This is a genomic window from Pseudomonas sp. GW821-FHT10C09, from assembly GCF_059415465.1.
The window spans coordinates 159,741-175,752 of record NZ_JBWKNG010000007.1; the positions used below are offsets into that span (position 1 = coordinate 159,741).

Sequence of the window (16,012 nt, forward strand, 5' to 3'; positions counted from 1 at the left end):
CCCACAACCGGCCAGAAGCCGAGAACCTACATTCAATTCAAGAGTGATTAACGAACGCGACGCAGATAGCCATCCGGCGCCACGGTGATCAGCAGCTTGTTCTGCAACTGACGGTCGATTTCGAAGTCAGCGTTTTCTTCCAGGTATTTCCACACGGCGGTCTTCGGGTTGTCGCCCGGGCCCCATGGACGGTCCGGGAAAAAATCGGCCGGCATGTCTTCAACCACGGTGTCCATGACCACGCAGTAGCTGTCCACCGACACCAGTGGTGCGTACAGGCGCAGCTCTTCCAGTACGTGATCGTGGGTGTGGTTGGAGTCGAGCACGAGGATGACTTTCTTGCCTTCGGCGGCAGCGCGTACTTGTGCGGCGATGGCCTCGTCGATGCTCGAGCCTTCGATCATCTTGATGCGCTTGCTCATCGGGTGGCTTTCGATGGCTTCGCGGTTGTGCGGGCGAATGTCGAGGTCGATGCCCAGCACTTCGCCGTGGCCTTGCAGCTCCAGCAAGGAGGCGTAGTAGATGATCGAACCGCCGTGGGCGATGCCGCACTCAATCACCAGGTCCGGTTTGACCTGCCAGATGATTTCCTGCATCGCCATCATGTCTTGTGGCAGCTGGATGATCGGACGGCCCATCCACGAGAAGTGGTAGCTGTACTTGTGCTTGGCCGACTGGTTGAAGAAGTCCTGGGCCAGGCCGGTGAGTTTCTGGTCATCGCCCTGAGCGGCGATTTGTTCTGCGCACTCGGCTTCGAAGGCTTTATTGATGGTGTTGTCAGTCATTTTTCTAATCTCAATAGTCACTGGAACGAAGCGCTGTCGACGGCGTGATAGACGTAGCGTCCATCGGTCATCCGCTTGATTTCTTCGAGGTAGTTGGAATTCATTACAAACAGGTTGGCGCCTTCGGGCAGCGCGTCCATGACCTCTTGTGGTGAGGAAACACGCACGCCGCTCAGGGGCAGATAACGCCCCTGCTTCGCCGGGTTGATGTCCACCACGCGATCCACTGCCACACCCGCCCTTTGCAGGAACAGCGAATAGATCACGCCTTTGGACGATGCACCCCAGATCGCTGAACCGTGCTCGGGCGCGTCCTGGATAATCTGCACCGCGCGCGCAAGACTCGCGGTGAAACCTTGCGGCAGGTCCAGGCGTGGCACCGGTTGTTCCGGGGTCAGGCGCAAGGTCGCCAGGTCGGCAACGATGTACAGGTATTGGCCGCCGAACAGGTGGCCGGCCTCGTGCACAGTGCCGAACATCCGGCGCAGGTCATCGAGGCGGAAATAATTGACGTGCTCGTAGAACAGGTCGAACCAGGCTTTGTGTTCGAGGATCCAGTCGAAGCACGGCACTTCGATGTAGATCTGCCCGCCCTGATTGGCGTCGGCGATCTCGGCGAGAAAACTCACCGGGTCCTGAATGTGTTCCAGCACGTGGCGCAGCACGATGGCGTCCGCCGCCAGGCCGAGGCCACGGGTAAACGGTGCCTTGATCACGTCGGCGTTGTCGCCTTCGTAGGCCGGGTCGATGCCGGTGATGGCGTAACCCAGGCCTTTGAGCAATTCGAGAAAGTAGCCTTTGCCGCAGCCGACTTCGATCAGTTCCCGGCCCTTGAAGTGGCGAGCAATGATGCGCTCGACATCACCCAGGTGCTTCTGGAACTGGCCCGAATGCGCCTGCTCGTTCTGGTAGTCGGCGTCGTAGCTGAGCTTGTCGGCATCGAAGGCCTGGTTGAAGATCAACCCGCTCTTTTCATCCTGCACCAGGACCATGTCGGCACACGCCGAAGCCCTGGCAGACTCGGGGTCGGCAAAGGTGCGGTTTTGCAACACCGGCAGGTCGGCGACCCGATACAACTCATGCCTCATGCGATGCTCCCAGTAGCTGTTGCAAACGGTCCGTCACGCCCCAGAACGCCATCGGTTCGTGGGTCGGGTATGGGTAGTGACCGAGGTTCAATTGGATCGATGAACCGCGCGCGCGCAGTCGTTGCTCGACCAGCGCCCGCACCGAAATCGGCTGGCCGCTGGCGCAATTGATCACGCCATCGAATTCACGCTGTTGCACGATGGCCGCGAGGTAACCGGCCGCGGTTTCAATCGCCAGGTAGTCACGCAATTGCTCACCGGCCGACATGTTGAAACTGTCATCGCCCGCGTCGATGGCGCGGTCCAGCGCGGCGAGCAAACTGTTCGGGTTTTGCCCCTCGCCGTGCAGGTAAAACAGCCGCGCCCATTGCAGGGTGAACGGTTGAACCTGCTGCAGGTTTTGCAGAAACAGGCGCAGGGTATTTTTCGCCAACCCGTACGGGTTGCTCGGCTGCGGCGCGGTGTGCTCGCTGAGCGGGCCACTTTGCATGCCATATTCGAAACAGGTGCCGGTGACCAACACGTGCGAGACGCCCGCCTCGACCGCGCCCTTGATAAACCGGTAATCGGCCATCAAGTTATGCTCGAAGTGGAACAGCGCCCGATAGTTCGGCAGCCCTGGCCAGGCCAGATGCACCAACGCGTCGATGCCATCGGTCAATGCAGCGATGTTCAGATCGTCGGCGTGAATATCCGCCGCGATGAATTCCACGGCATTGATCCACGGCAATGTCGCGGCAGTCTCGGCATTGCGCGCCACGGCGCGGACTTCGCAGCCACGGGCGAGCAAGGCTGCGACCAGATGACGGCCGACAAACCCGGTGGCGCCGGTCACGAGCACTTTCACAGTACGGTCAACTCAGGCACGGCGATCACGAAGCGGCCATCCCACTGACGCACCTGAGCCAATTGCTGACTGACTTCGGTCAGCAGGTTCCATGGCAGCACCAGCACGTAATCGGGTTTCTCGATGTCGATCTGTGCCGGCGAGACGATCGGAATGCGACTGCCCGGCAAATATTTGCCCTGCTTGTGCGGGTTGGCATCGGCCACCCACGCCAGCAAGTCCGGTTTGACCCCGGCGTAATTGAGCAACGTGTTGCCCTTGGCCGCGGCGCCGTAACCGACCACGCGCTTGCCGTCTGCCTTGGCCTGCAACAGAAAGCGCAGCAGTTCGTGCTTGATGCGCTCAGCGGCGGGTGCGAGGGTCGCGTAGTACTCGACAGTTTTCACCCCGGCGGCGAGTTCGGCCTGCAGTTGCTGAGCTACCGAAGCTTGCACATCGCGACGCACACCGTCGGCACGCTGGACGAAAACCCGCAGCGAGCCACCGTGGGTCGGCAACTGAGCGACGTCGAACACCTGCAAACCGTTGCGCTCGCACAATGCCTGAACAGCGGTCAGCGACAGGTAGGAATAGTGCTCGTGATACAGCGTGTCGAACTGCTGGCCGGCCATCAGCGTCAGCAATTGCGGGAACTCGAACGTCGCCACGCCGCTCGGTTTGAGCAAGGTCGCAAAACCACCAAGGAAATCGTTGATGTCCGGCACGTGGGCCAACACGTTATTGGCGGCCATCAGGTCGGCGGACCAGCCTTCGCTGACCAATTGCGCCGCGGTGTCGCGACCAAAGAACAGCTCACGAATCTCCAGGCCTTTGTCCCGGGCCGCTTGTGCGGTGCTGCGAGTCGGCTCGACACCCAGGCACGGAATGCCGCGCCCGGCGACGTACTGCAACAGGTAACCGTCGTTGGCTGCGATTTCCACCACACGGCTGTCTGCCGTCAGGGCGAAGCGCTCGGCCATCTGGGCCACATACGTTTCGGCATGTGCCAACCAGGTGCTGGAGAACGAACTGAAGTAGGCGTACTCAGCGTCGAACAGGCTGTCGGCGCTGGTGTAATCCTCGGTCTGCACCAGCCAGCATTGCTGACACACCGCCACCTTGAGCGGCACCCATTGCTCGGCTTGCTCAAGTTGATCGGCGCGCACATACGCGTTGGACGGCGGCGAGGTGCCGAGGTCGATCAGCGGCAAGGCCAGGGAAGTCCCGCAACCACGGCAATTCATACACGCACTCCAGCGAAGTGGTCATCAAGCAAGGGATGGCTGGAATCCCGTGCCGACAGATTATTGACAGGCAACGGCCAGGCAATCGCCAGCCGTGGATCGTTCACGCTCAAACCACCCTCGTGCACCGGCGTGTAGTCCGCGCTGTGCAGGTAGAGCAATTCGGCATCGTCGGTCAGGGTCTGGAAGCCATGGGCGAACCCGGCCGGGATCAGCAGGCTGCGTCCATCGCCGGCACACAGGTGCTCGGCGTGCCAGTGCAGGAAGGTCGCGGAATCGGGGCGCAAATCCACCGCCACATCCCAGACTTCGCCGCGCAGGCAGGTGATCAATTTGGCTTCCGGCGCGCTCGCATTTTGATAATGCAGGCCACGCACACTGCCCCGCTCACGGGTGCAGGAATGGTTGATCTGACGGATATGAAACGGTTCGCCGAAGGCGCTCAGGCTGCCTTCACAGAACAGGCGCGCGAAGTGCCCGCGCTCATCCTCGAAACGTTTGTGCTGCACGCTGAACAAACCGGCCAGCGGCAACGGCATTAACGAAAACTCGCTCACAGCGCGCCTCGGTACAGGTTCAACTGGCCCAAAGTGATGGCGCGCATGTCGTCGCCGTTTTGCCAGGCCAGGTGCCAGTCCAGCGTCTGGGTCAGGCACTGCTGCAACGACCAGCGCGGCTGCCAGGCCAACAGTTGACGGGCGCGGCTGCTGTCCAGGCGCAACAGGCCGGCTTCATGCAACTCACTCGGTTCGATGCGCAAGCCGCGGGCTTGCGGCCAGCGGCTGGCAAGCAATTCGACGACTTCGCCGACGCTGCACATGTCCGCTTCACTCGGGCCGAAGTTCCACGCACCGGCAAACTCGGCGCCTTGTTCATAGAGACCTGCCGCCAGTTGCAGGTAACCGGCCAGCGGTTCCAGCGCGTGTTGCCATGGGCGCACGGCTTGCGGGTAGCGCAAGGTCACCGGTTCGTCGGCGGACCAGGCCTTGAGCACATCTGGAATCAACCGCTCAGGTGCAAAATCACCTCCACCCAGCACGTTGCCGGCGCGGGCGGTGGCCAGGGCCAGACCGTGCTCGGCGTACTTTTCAGCCGGGAAGAACGACGCCGCGTAAGACTGCGCCAGCAACTCGCAGCAGGCTTTGCTGCTGCTGTACGGATCGTGGCCACCGAGGGCTTCGTTTTCGCGGTATGGCCACAGCCATTCCTGATTGGCGTAGACCTTGTCGGTGGTCACCAGCACACAGGCGCGCACACCGCCGACCTGGCGGATCGCTTCGAGCAGATTGAGGGTGCCCATGACGTTGCTGGAATAAGTGCCCAGCGGGTCGCGATAGCCTTCGCGCACCAGCGGCTGGGCCGCCAGGTGCAGGACGATTTCCGGTTGGGTCTCGGCGATCAGCTCCAGCAATGCCCCGAGGTCACGCAAATCGCCGCGCTGATCGTTGATGCCTTCGTGCACGCGCGCCAGTTCAAACAGGCTCGGTTCGGTGGACGGGTCGAGCGAAAAACCGCTGACCTCGGCACCGAGGCTTTGCAGCCACAACGTCAGCCAACTGCCCTTGAAGCCGGTATGGCCGGTCAGCAGAACCCGCTTGCCGCGCCAGAACTCCTGGCTCAGTCCCATTGCTTCCATGGGGCCTCCCCGCTCAGCCACAGCTGCTCAAGGTGGTTTTTGTCACGCAGGGTGTCCATCGGGTGCCAGAAACCGTCGTGCTGGAACGCTTGCAACTGCTGCTCATTGGCCAGCGCGGCCAACGGCTCGGCTTCCCAAGAGGTTTGGTCGTCGGCAATGTAGGGCAGGACTTTGGGCGACAGTACGAAGAAGCCGCCATTGATCCAGCCGCCGTCACCGCGTGGTTTTTCGATGAAGCCTTTGACGCTGTCACCGTCGCGTTCCAGAGCGCCGTAGCGTCCCGGTGGCTGCACGGCGGTCACGGTCGCGAGTTTGCCGTGGGTCAGGTGGAAGTCCACCAACGCGCCGATGTTCAGGTCCGAGACGCCGTCGCCGTAGGTGAAGCAGAACGCTTGTTCGCCTTCCAGGTAACGGGCGGCGCGACGCAGGCGGCCACCGGTCATGGTGTCTTCGCCGGTGTCGATCAGGGTCACGCGCCACGGTTCGCTGTAGTTCTGGTGAACGTCCATGCGGTTGTTGGACATGTCGAACGTGACGTCGGAGGTGTGCAGGAAGTAGTTGGCGAAGAAGTCCTTGATCGCGTAGCCCTTGTAACCAAGGCAGATCACGAAGTCGTGAATGCCGTGGGCGGAGTACTGTTTCATGATGTGCCAAAGAATTGGCTTGCCGCCGATTTCGATCATTGGCTTGGGCTTGAGGTGCGACTCTTCGCTGATCCGCGTACCGAGACCACCCGCCAGAATTACTGCCTTCATCGCTGTCCTCTTGCTCTTCGCGCGGTTTGGCCAGCCCCGTCAGGGTTGGCGAACCGTCAGATGCACATCATTAGCCCGCAGCCACTGGGGCCTTCACGCCTGTTGAGGTGAAGGATTTATGGCGATATGTGGGGGACTTGCAGGAAGTGAGCCAATTGCTTGGGGTGGGCGACTGATGGGGTTTTGGCGGTTGGGTTTGGGTTTGGGTTTGGGTACATATCCATTGTTGCGGTAATGGCTGCTGGCGGTTTCGCTCTTACAGCGACTCACTTTTCCAGACGCCGAAAAGTAAGCAAAAGGCTTTGCCCCTCCATTCGGTGCCTCGCTTAGGCTCGGTATGCCCTCACTCCGGCATTGCTCCGGGGGCCCGCCGCCATCGGCCATCCATGGCCGGGGGCGGCTACCGCGGCATCCTTGCCGCGGTGCCCCCTACGCAACGCCTGCGTTCGGCCTCTGGGAAAGGGGCAACAGATCAAGATCAAAGTCAAAAGCCGAAGCAACGGCAACGGCAAGATCAACAGCTTCGCGAGCAGGCTCGCTCCCACAGTTGGACTGGGTGCATCCATAAGAGATTGGTTGACTGGCAAGCCGCCAGCGCAGGCAAGCCAGCTCCCACAGGGATGATGTACATCGGCTAGAGATAGGTCGGCTGTCAGGACGCCATCGCAGGCAAGCCAGGCTCCTACAATAGATTGGCGTACAGCCGTTGCTTCTCACCACTCAACAGGCCGAGCGTTAGCTCGCCTGCAGCTTTTGATGTTGAGGCACCGCCCCCTCGAGAGGCCGAGTGGAGGTTCTGCGCAGTGGGCAACCCGGCATGGATGCCGGGTTAGCCGCCCCCGGCCATGGATGGCCGATGGCGGCGGGCCCACGGAGCAGGACCGGAGCGAGGGCATGCCGAGCCTAGGCGAGGCACCGAACGAAAGGGGCAAGAGCCCTTTGGTTACTTTGGGGCTTTTCCAAAGTGACTCGCTGTAAGAGCGAAACCGCCAGCAGCCATCACAAAAGAAACGGATATACACACAGACCGAAAAAAAAATCAGTCCGGCAACCACCCCCACAACCAGTGCTGAAGATTATCCCCGCGCAACATGAAATCCCGATGCACCGCCTCACGCAACTGATCCCCCATGCGATAACTCGCATCCGGATCCGCCAGGTGCATGCGAATCGCCTGCAACCACTCCTCAGTGCTATTGCTCAGAATCTTCGTGCAAGGCAGAAACCCGTCATACGCTTGGGTATCCGTGCAAATCACCGGATACCCACAAGCCCCATACTCCAGCAACCGCAAATTGCTCTTGCAGTCGTTGAAGATATGAAACTCCAACGGCGCCAACGCCAAATCAAGATTCAAACTCGCCAACTTATACGGATAGCTCTGCAGATCGATGGTGCCATGGAACTCATGAATGTACGGACGCAAAGCATCCGGACACATGCCAAAGAACACCCAATCCACCTCATTGGCCAACTCACGAACCACATCGGCAATGATCTCCAGGTCACCGGTATGACTCGTACCGCCACCCCAACCAACCCGCGGCTTTTTCGAAGTGCGGCGCTGACTGGTCAACGTCGCCCACGGCTCCGGCGGCAACATGTTCGGCACCACACGAATCTCGCTGTGCATGCTCGACAACACATCGGCCAGCGCCTGCGTGGTCACCACCACGCGATCACACAAGCCAATCCCCTCACGCAACATCTGCTCCGTGTTCGCCGGCTTGTTGCGCGCGTGGCTGTTCTTTTTCGGCGTGCTGACAATGTAGTCATCCAGCTCGAAAATCCGCAGCGCATTGGAGTACTTCTTCATCCGCAGAATGTCGGCCGCCGAGCCCTCGCTGTAGCGCCCCTGCAAAATAATGGTGTCCGGCGACAGACGCTCGATTTCCACCGTCGACGGCGACTCGTAGGCCACCCGCGAAATGACCCGCCCCGCCGCCTCAAGCTCCGCCAGCGGCGCGGTCACGCGGTAGTGCCCGATCGCCGATTCGTTGACCGGCAAACCGAGAATCAGCGGCAGGTCGCGATGGCAGAACGGATTCCAGTTGTGACGCAGCGAAGGCTCCAGACTGAAGCTCGTCACACCGAGGGTCAGCGACGGGCTGTACGCCGGATCACGGGAGATTTTCGGTAGCCACTTCAGGTAGAAACTTTCCTGCTCGGCCACCTGCGCCTTAACATCGACCTGCGTCAGGGCTGGCGCCGCGTCTTCGCCCATCATCACCGTGGCAAACGGTGTCCAGACGATCAGGTAACCGTTTTTATCTGCCTTCAGGCACAGGTCAACACCACTGAGCCCAAGGTTGAATTCAGCCTCATCCAGCTGCCCGAGGCTGTCGAATACTTCCTTGCGCACCATCAGGCAATCACTGCTGACCGCACTCCAGTTCTGCGCCACTTGCAGACGCTGCATGTAGCCTCGCGCACTGGCATGCTCGCCGAGAAACGCCGACGTGGCAGGCCCGGCCAACCCCAGAATCAAACCGGCGGAGACAATCGCGCCACTGGAATTGAGCAACCGCGCGCCGACCACGCCGACTTCCGGGCGCTGCGCATGATTGAGCATTTCGGCGAGCCAGTCGCCCGCGTAAATCACGCTACGCGGGCTGAGCGTCAACAGGTACTCGCCCCGCGCCTGGCTGGCAGCGAAGTTGACCAGAGCCGCCTCGCCGGTACGCCCGTCATAACGCAGCACGCGCAGCATCGCGGCGCCCAGCTGAGACATCGCGCCCAGCCACTCGGCCATCGCCGCATCACCGCGTCCTTCATCGACAATCAGGATTTCGTACTCGGTGTACGAGGTCTGCTCGATCAGGCTTTCGGTGCAGCGCTGCAAAGCGCCCAGTGAAGCGCCTGCGGCAATGATGATCGAAACCACCGGCCGGTGCGCGTGCAGATAATCGATACGCTTGAGCAGCGGCAAATCGCCGTTGCGAATCTGGTGTTCGAGACCGATGCGGTCCAGGTGCGCACTGACGACGGCTTCGCTGCCCTCGATCACCTCAGGCAACGACAGCCAATCGGCATAGGTCTGCGCCGACTCCACCTGAATCTCGGCAATGTGCTCGATGGTGTGCAACCCGGCTTCTTCCGCCAGGCGCCAGAGCAAATCGTGCGGGGCCAATTCGCCGTGAGCCGAATCAAAACCGCCCACCGCCAAAAAGCGCTGACGCTCGAACGCCAAGGTGCGCCCGACGTATGGGTAGGAACGCATGAGGTCGAGGTTGAAGCCTGGCTTGAACACCGGCTCGGCGGACTCACCCTCCACCAATGCGCCTTCATCGCTGTAGGCGCAGAGCATGCCCGGCGTACCGGCAATGCGCTCGGCCAACACCAGCAACGACGACTCGCGCAAGGTGTCGCCCGCGCGCAGCAGGTAGAACCAATGTGCGCCTTCCAGTTGCGGAATCACGCCATTGAGCTGGTGTGCCCAATTATCCTCAAGCGGCAATTGCAGCACGTTATCGGCGCCATCGCAGTTCGCGTTGGACAGCACCACCACCGCTTGCGGCGCATACAGTTGCGTGCCAAGGCTGGCCAGCGTGGCGTTCAGGGCGACGTTGTCAGACTCGGTGTCGATGATGATCGGCACCAGGTTCGCACGCACGGCCCAACGGCTTATCGTTTCCGGCATGTGCCGGGTTTCCGCCGGAGTGAATTGGCGGCTCGCCAGCCACTCGCGATAGAACTCGGCATAGCTGTCGCTGTTCCCGCCCACTCGGCCGTTGACCACGGTGTTGCGACTGCCCAGCACGCGCACCACGCACAACTCTTCCCACTGGCGCGGTTCTTCGAGCGCCTTGCTCAGTTCGACGCAGCGCACCCAACCTGACGCAGGGGCCGATTCGCCTCCGCGCGAGGTCAGCATTTGCATCAGCCATTCCCATTCCTGCACGGCGGCCCGGGTCATTTCCGTGGTCTTGCTCAGGCGTTCCGGGTACAGGCGCTCAGTGCTCAGCACGGTGTTCAGCACTGCCATGTTGCCGCGGCGCAGCAGGCACACGAACAAGGCGAAATCGAGCGTCGCGACAAAACCCGTGCCTTCCTGGGTCAGCGCCGGCAACAGCTCCAGCACATCGGCACGGCGCATCAGGGTCGAGCTGAAATTGCCGATGAAGTTCTTCGGCGTGTTCTCGAAAATCTCCAACATGTCGTCGCCCTTGAGCACTGCATCAAGGGGCGAAAAGCGGCAGTTATCAATGCGTGGCGGCAGGATGAAATTATTGGCATCGCTCATCATGCGCAAACCGCACACGAGGGTGACCTCGGGAAAGTCGATCAGCGCCTGGGCTTGCAACTCGATGCTCGGCGTGAACAGCCGGTCGTCATCGCACAGCACCTTGATGAACTCGCCTCGCGCTTCCTTGACACAACGCAGCACGTTCTTTTGCAAACCCAGGCGCTTGGGGTTGCGCAGGTAACGAACAGGGTGTGCAGGGTCGGCAAACGACTTGACGATCTTCTGGATCTCGTCGGAGGACGAATCGTCACAGATGACAATTTCAACGTTCTCATAGCTTTGAGCGAGCGAACTTTCCAGCGCCTGACTGAAGAAGCGCGGGTTGAAGGCGGGGATGACGATGCTGACTAGAGGGCGTTGATTCACGACAGAACTCTCGAGCGGCGCGCCTCTGCCCTTTCAGGCAGAGACTGCGTAACCGCTTAGGAAAAGACGGTTGGTAGCTCGACAGACACAGACTCAGATCTTGTTGAACAAGCCCAGTTGAGCAATCTTGCTGAAGGCCAGTTGCGACGCTTGCAACATGGTTTGCTGCAAGGTCAGGCGGGTCATCACTTCGGCTGGATCGGAATCGCGGATCGCCGACTGGGTCTGGGTATTGGCCAGGACCAGGCTCTGGTTGGTTTCGCTCTGGGTGTCGAGGGCTGAGCCGCGACCGCCCACCGAACTCAGCGAGGTCGACAACTGATCGCTGCCGCTCGCCAAGTTGCCGATGCCGGAGGCCAGTGCTGCCTGAAACTTCTGGATCGCGATCGGGTTGCCGTTGATTGGCGTGTTCAGTGCGGTTTTAAGCTGGTTCACGGTGTCCAGAATGTTCTGGGTTTCGTGAGTATTCACAGCCACGCTGAACTGATCGCCCGCACCCGGCGTGCCGGCCAGGGTGAAGCTCACGCCCGAGGCAGTGGCGACGCCGGCAACCACAGTGCCGGAAGACACAGGCTGGCTGTTAGGCGTCAACGGTGCGGCATACAGGTCGAACGCGGTGGCGCTGGTGAACTTCATCACCGCCGAACCGGTCGGGAAACTGGCGTGGTAATTCGCCGGGTTGGTGATGTTGCTCGCGGTGACCTGAGTCGCTGTCGGGTTGCCCGGGCTGCGGGTCGCCGTGAAGGTGTCAGGCTTGGCCGCCAGGGTAAAGGTGTGGCCCGGCAACACGGTGGCAGCGGTATCACCGGCCGCCAGGTTGATGTTCAGGTTCAGGTCGACACCACGGAACGACACGGTCTGGCCGGCTTTGGTCGTCGGGTCGAACGCACCGCCCTGGCTCGCTTCGGCGGTCACGTCGTTGCCGCCCGAATCGGTGATTTTCAGCTGGGTGCCGCTGACGAAATCGACGGTGTACGGCTCGCCTGCGCGGAACTTGTTGTTGTAGGTCACGTTCGACGACACCTGACCATTGGACAGGACCACGCGACCGTCATCCACCGCCGGTGCGGTCATGGTGACCTGGCTGCGGCTGGTGTTGATCGCCTGCTGGAACACTTCCCAACCGGTGCTGTTGGTGGCCATCGACATGGTGTCGCCGACTGCCAAGTCGAGCGTTACCTGGTCACCGTTGTAGCTGTAGGTGCCGTCGGCGTTTTGCGTGAACGGGACGGTGTCGCCCTTGGAACCGGCGAAGATGTACTTGCCGTTCTCGTCCTTGCTGTTCATCAGGCTCAGCAACTGACCTTCGATCTCGCCCAGTTCCGAAGCGTTGGCTTGACGGTCGGCGTCGGTGTAACCGGCGTTGCCGGCACCGATGGCCAGTTCCTGGGCGCGCTGCAGCACGTTGGTGATGCTGGTCATGACCGACTCGGTCTGGCCCAGGGTCGCCTTGAGGGTGTTGGTGTTGGCTTTGTACTGATCAAGCATCGAGGCCTGTTGACCCAATTGCAGCAGGCGCGAGGCACCGACCGGATCATCGGCCGCGGTGTTGACGCGAACCAGGCTGCTCGCCTCTTCGCTGCTCTTGACCACGTTGGAGAAGTTCTTCTGATAGTTGGCAGCAGAGGACTCGTAAAACTGGGCGGTAGAAATGCGCATGGGCTACGACTCCTTAAAGACTGTTGATCAGTGTGCTGAAGATTTCTTGCGCAGCCTTGATGATCTGCGAAGAGGCGGTGTAGTACTGCTGGTATTTGACCAGGTTGCCGGTTTCCTCATCGAGGTCGACACCGGACAGCGAGTCGCGGGCATTCTTGGCGTTGTCCAGAATGGCGCCGGTTGCCGCGCTGTCGAGCTTGCCCTGGGCCGCCTTGGCGCCGACACCTTCAACCAGTTTGCCGTAGGCGTCAGTCAGGGAAATACCCTTGCTGGCGGTACCGGTGTCCACCACCTGCTTGGTCTGCAAGCCTGCCAGTGCGGTGCCGTTACGGTTGTCCAGGGTGCCTGGCTGCGCGATGTTGATATCGATCGCAGTGCCCGTGCCCGGCGAACCGGCCACGGTCATGTCGAAGCTGACGGTACGCTGCACGGCGGGCGGGCCCGGGTCCATGATCGGCGCACCCGTGCCGTCCTTCAGAGGCACGGTCAGGCTCAGGGTGTTGTTCTGGTTCGGCTTGATGGTGCCGGTGCTGATCTGCACGCCTTTGGCGTCGAGCAACTGGTAAGGCTGGCTGGAGCCGTCGGCCGCTGCGGCACCGAACACCACTTTGACCGGCATGGAAGTGTTCATGCCGCTCTGAATGAGGGCGGTCGTGGCCGTGTCGTAGATGTCGAACTGCGTGGTCAGGGTTGGCTGGCCGCTGGACGAAATAGTCAGGGTGCCGCTGCCGCCCGGCGCAATCGCCGCGCTCAGCGGTGCAGCGATGGCCAGACGCTTGGAGTCGGTCATCTCGGTCTTGATGTTCGTCGCCGCGTTGCGGGTCGGCGTGATCTTGAACGTGTCACCGGCCGCGGCCCCACCACCGCTGAGCTTCAACGAGAAACCGTCAATCACTGGCGGCGGCGTGGTCAGGGTGCTGAAAGCGCCCATCGCGGTACCTTCAGGCAGGCGCTGCACTGTGTAGTTGGTGGCGCTGGTGAAGGTGACTTTGTAATCGTTGATGGTCAGCTTGCCGCTGTCCTCGATGCTCACATCGAAGTCGCCGGAACCGACGCTGTTGCCGACAGTGGCCACGCTGCGGTCGGCCATCTGCGCAGCGCTGTTGATGCTGTTGAACAGGTTCGAACCGAACGCACCGTTCTTGTCGATGCCCTGGGCTTGAAGACTGTTCATCTGGTCGGCGACAACCAGGGCCACGCGCCCCAGTTCGTTCATGGCCGGGTCCAGCACGGTGCTGCGATAGCGCAGCAGACCGCCCATTTCGCCACCGGTCATCACCGACGTGATGTCGACGGTGCTCGAACCACGGTTGAGCTGAATGCCCATGCGCGATGGATCAGCCTGGCTCGGCACCATTTGCAGGGTGCTGGCGGTGCCGCCCATGACCAGCGGCTGGCCGCTGCCCAGGTACACATCAAGGTTGCCGTCGCGCTCGATAACTTGCGCACCGGTGAATGTGGAGAGCTGACGCACGGTTTCGTTGCGCGCGTCGAGCAGCTCGTTCGGCATGCCGCCGGACTTGGAAACTTCGGAGATCTTCTGGTTCAACTGCGCCACGGTGGCGGCGAGTTTGTTGACCTGATCGGCCATGTTCGTCAGGTTGCCGTTGATGTTCGCGTTCTGCGCGGTCAACTGGGCGGACACTGAGTTGAAACGGTTGCTCAAGGCCTGGGCATCGCTGAGCAGCAACTGACGGGACGCATCGTCACCCGGCTTGGCGTTGACGTTCTGCACCGAGGCGAAGAACTTGGTCAGCGCGCCGTTGAGGCCGGTGCCGCTGTCCGACAGCAAGGCGTCGAGCGGGCTGATCTGTCCGGCATAGGCCGCCGCATCGCTATTGAGCGAAGTGGTGGTCTGCAATTGCGCATCGAGGTAGCTGTTGTAGACGCGACGCACATCGGCCAGGGTCGTGCCGCTGCCGATGTAGACGTTGCCGAACTGATTCGAGGCTTTGGTGCCCTGCACGGTTTGCTGGCGTGAATAACCGGCGGTGTCGGCGTTGGCAATGTTATTGCCGGTAGTCATCAACGAGGATTGGCCAGCGGCCAGACCCGACATCCCGATATTGAGCAAACTCATGGTTCAGACCTTATGCCTTGTGCCTATAGAGGCGTGGTGGAAGCGCCCGCCGCAGCGTAGTTTTGGTAACTCGTCATCTGCTTGGCTATCTGCGAGATCTTGCTTGCGTAATCCGGGTCGGTTGCATACCCGGCTTTCTGCAACTCGCGTACAAACTGTTCTGGGTTATCGGCCGACTTCACAACATCTTGATAGCGATTATTGGTTTGCAGCAAAGTCACGAGGTCATGGAAGCTGTCTTTGTACGAGTCGTAGGAACGGAACTCAGCCGTCTCCTTGACCATCTCGCCATTGCGGAATTCGCTGGTGATGGCTCGCGCCGAATCACCCTTCCAACTGGTGCCGGCCTTGATGCCGAACAGGTTGTGGCTACTGCTGCCATCCTGGGCGCGCATGACCGATTTGCCCCAACCGGTTTCCAGCGCAGCCTGGGCCACCAGATAACGCGGATCGACGCCAATGCGCTCGGCGGCTTCCTTGGCCATCGGCAGCATGGTGTTGACGAATTCGTCGGCGGAGCTGAAGGCTTTCTTCGGTGGCGCGAGAGGAATCTGCGCCATCGCACGGCCGTAAATCTGCATCTGCCCGCTGGACTTGTTGTCCGTTTGCGAGGCCAGCCAATCGCCGTTGAACAGCGGGCCAGCACCGGTGGTGGCCGTCGTCGTGGCGCGTTCAGGCAACAGGGTTTTGCTCGGCGCCGCTGCCGCAGTTGTCGTGGCTGAAGGTACCAGACCGGCGAGCAAGCGATCCGCCAGTTTCGGCGGCAAGGCCAGACGGCGCTGGTTGATCAGCTCCATGTCATTGCGATGCGTGCCCTCGCCTGCCGGCGCTTTCACTGAACGCGAAGCCCACAACGGACGCTGACCATTGAGCCGCGACAGCGGACCATCAGTGGCCACAGTGCCTGCCGCGATTGGCGTCGGCACGGCGGCTTTCGCCGCTTCCTGCTTGGCCGCGGACATCGCTGCCGCCTCGCCCGGCGCCAGCGGTTTGTTCTTCGACATCTGCCGCATCAGCACGTCTGCCAGACCAATACCACCGCCTTCGCGGGACATGGAAATGGCCAACTGCTGGTCGTACATTTCCTGGTACTGCTTGGCCGCCGGCGTATTGAGCGGATTGTCCTTGCCCAGCGCTTCGGTGGCCGAACGCATGGACTTGAGCATCTCACCGAGGAACAGCGATTCGAACTCCTGCGCTACCTTGCGCATGTTGCCGTCGCTGTTCTTGTCGCCCACCTTGAGCTGGTTCAGGCGATTCAAGTCCGAATAGGAACCGGAGTCGCTGCTGCTGACCAGACCGCTCTTGCGCATATCCATGACGACGG

11 protein-coding genes are annotated in these 16,012 nt (G+C 61.1%); all 11 read right to left on the minus strand.

The window, feature by feature from the left end; genetic code table 11:
- Positions 1 to 47: 47 nt before the first annotated feature.
- A complete protein-coding gene (locus AC07N8_RS09210; RefSeq protein ID WP_027922337.1) occupies positions 48 to 785 on the minus strand; it encodes a cephalosporin hydroxylase family protein in 738 nt (245 codons plus the stop codon).
- A 17-nt stretch (positions 786 to 802) separates the two neighbouring features.
- A complete protein-coding gene (locus AC07N8_RS09215) occupies positions 803 to 1,873 on the minus strand; it encodes a class I SAM-dependent methyltransferase (RefSeq protein WP_493143173.1) in 1,071 nt (356 codons plus the stop codon).
- The gene (locus AC07N8_RS09220) at positions 1,863 to 2,720 is read right to left on the minus strand and encodes an NAD-dependent epimerase/dehydratase family protein (RefSeq protein ID WP_493143175.1); all 858 of its coding nucleotides are present in this window, start codon (positions 2,718 to 2,720) and stop codon (positions 1,863 to 1,865) included. Before AC07N8_RS09220 ends, AC07N8_RS09215 begins: the two co-directional genes overlap by 11 nt.
- Positions 2,717 to 3,943: a methyltransferase domain-containing protein gene (locus AC07N8_RS09225; RefSeq protein ID WP_493143177.1), complete on the minus strand. Its 1,227-nt coding sequence runs from the start codon at positions 3,941 to 3,943 to the stop codon at positions 2,717 to 2,719. The genes AC07N8_RS09220 and AC07N8_RS09225 overlap by 4 nt, the downstream gene beginning before the upstream one ends.
- Positions 3,940 to 4,500 (minus strand): dTDP-4-dehydrorhamnose 3,5-epimerase family protein, encoded by a 561-nt coding sequence (locus AC07N8_RS09230; protein WP_483840739.1) that lies wholly within the window; start codon positions 4,498 to 4,500, stop codon positions 3,940 to 3,942. The genes AC07N8_RS09225 and AC07N8_RS09230 overlap by 4 nt, the downstream gene beginning before the upstream one ends.
- A complete protein-coding gene (rfbG, locus tag AC07N8_RS09235) occupies positions 4,497 to 5,579 on the minus strand; it encodes a CDP-glucose 4,6-dehydratase (protein ID WP_493143179.1) in 1,083 nt (360 codons plus the stop codon). Before rfbG ends, AC07N8_RS09230 begins: the two co-directional genes overlap by 4 nt.
- Positions 5,561 to 6,334, minus strand: coding sequence for a glucose-1-phosphate cytidylyltransferase (rfbF, locus tag AC07N8_RS09240; protein ID WP_123434018.1), 774 nt, complete (start codon positions 6,332 to 6,334; stop codon positions 5,561 to 5,563). Before rfbF ends, rfbG begins: the two co-directional genes overlap by 19 nt.
- A gap of 1,039 nt (positions 6,335 to 7,373) precedes the next feature.
- Entirely contained in the window at positions 7,374 to 10,946 is a 3,573-nt protein-coding gene (locus AC07N8_RS09245; RefSeq protein WP_493143181.1) for a glycosyltransferase, read from the minus strand.
- Between the two features lie 93 nt (positions 10,947 to 11,039).
- Complete coding sequence (locus AC07N8_RS09250; protein ID WP_483840736.1) at positions 11,040 to 12,605, minus strand: flagellar hook-associated protein 3; 1,566 nt, start codon at positions 12,603 to 12,605, stop codon at positions 11,040 to 11,042.
- Between the two features lie 13 nt (positions 12,606 to 12,618).
- Positions 12,619 to 14,685, minus strand: coding sequence for a flagellar hook-associated protein FlgK (flgK, locus tag AC07N8_RS09255; protein WP_483840735.1), 2,067 nt, complete (start codon positions 14,683 to 14,685; stop codon positions 12,619 to 12,621).
- A 23-nt stretch (positions 14,686 to 14,708) separates the two neighbouring features.
- A complete protein-coding gene (gene flgJ / locus AC07N8_RS09260; protein ID WP_493143183.1) occupies positions 14,709 to 16,004 on the minus strand; it encodes a flagellar assembly peptidoglycan hydrolase FlgJ in 1,296 nt (431 codons plus the stop codon).
- Positions 16,005 to 16,012 lie beyond the last annotated feature (8 nt).

Excerpts from the sequence above, each read along its gene's own strand:
- AC07N8_RS09215 (WP_493143173.1), bottom strand. The coding sequence starts at position 1,873 with ATGAGGCATGAGTTGTATCGGGTCGCCGACCTGCCGGTGTTGCAAAAC.
- rfbF (WP_123434018.1), bottom strand. The coding sequence starts at position 6,334 with ATGAAGGCAGTAATTCTGGCGGGTGGTCTCGGTACGCGGATCAGCGAA.
- AC07N8_RS09210 (WP_027922337.1), bottom strand. The coding sequence starts at position 785 with ATGACTGACAACACCATCAATAAAGCCTTCGAAGCCGAGTGCGCAGAA.
- AC07N8_RS09250 (WP_483840736.1), bottom strand. The coding sequence starts at position 12,605 with ATGCGCATTTCTACCGCCCAGTTTTACGAGTCCTCTGCTGCCAACTAT.
- flgJ (WP_493143183.1), bottom strand. The coding sequence starts at position 16,004 with ATGGATATGCGCAAGAGCGGTCTGGTCAGCAGCAGCGACTCCGGTTCC.
- rfbG (WP_493143179.1), bottom strand. The coding sequence starts at position 5,579 with ATGGAAGCAATGGGACTGAGCCAGGAGTTCTGGCGCGGCAAGCGGGTT.
- flgK (WP_483840735.1), bottom strand. The coding sequence starts at position 14,685 with ATGAGTTTGCTCAATATCGGGATGTCGGGTCTGGCCGCTGGCCAATCC.
- AC07N8_RS09225 (WP_493143177.1), bottom strand. The coding sequence starts at position 3,943 with ATGAATTGCCGTGGTTGCGGGACTTCCCTGGCCTTGCCGCTGATCGAC.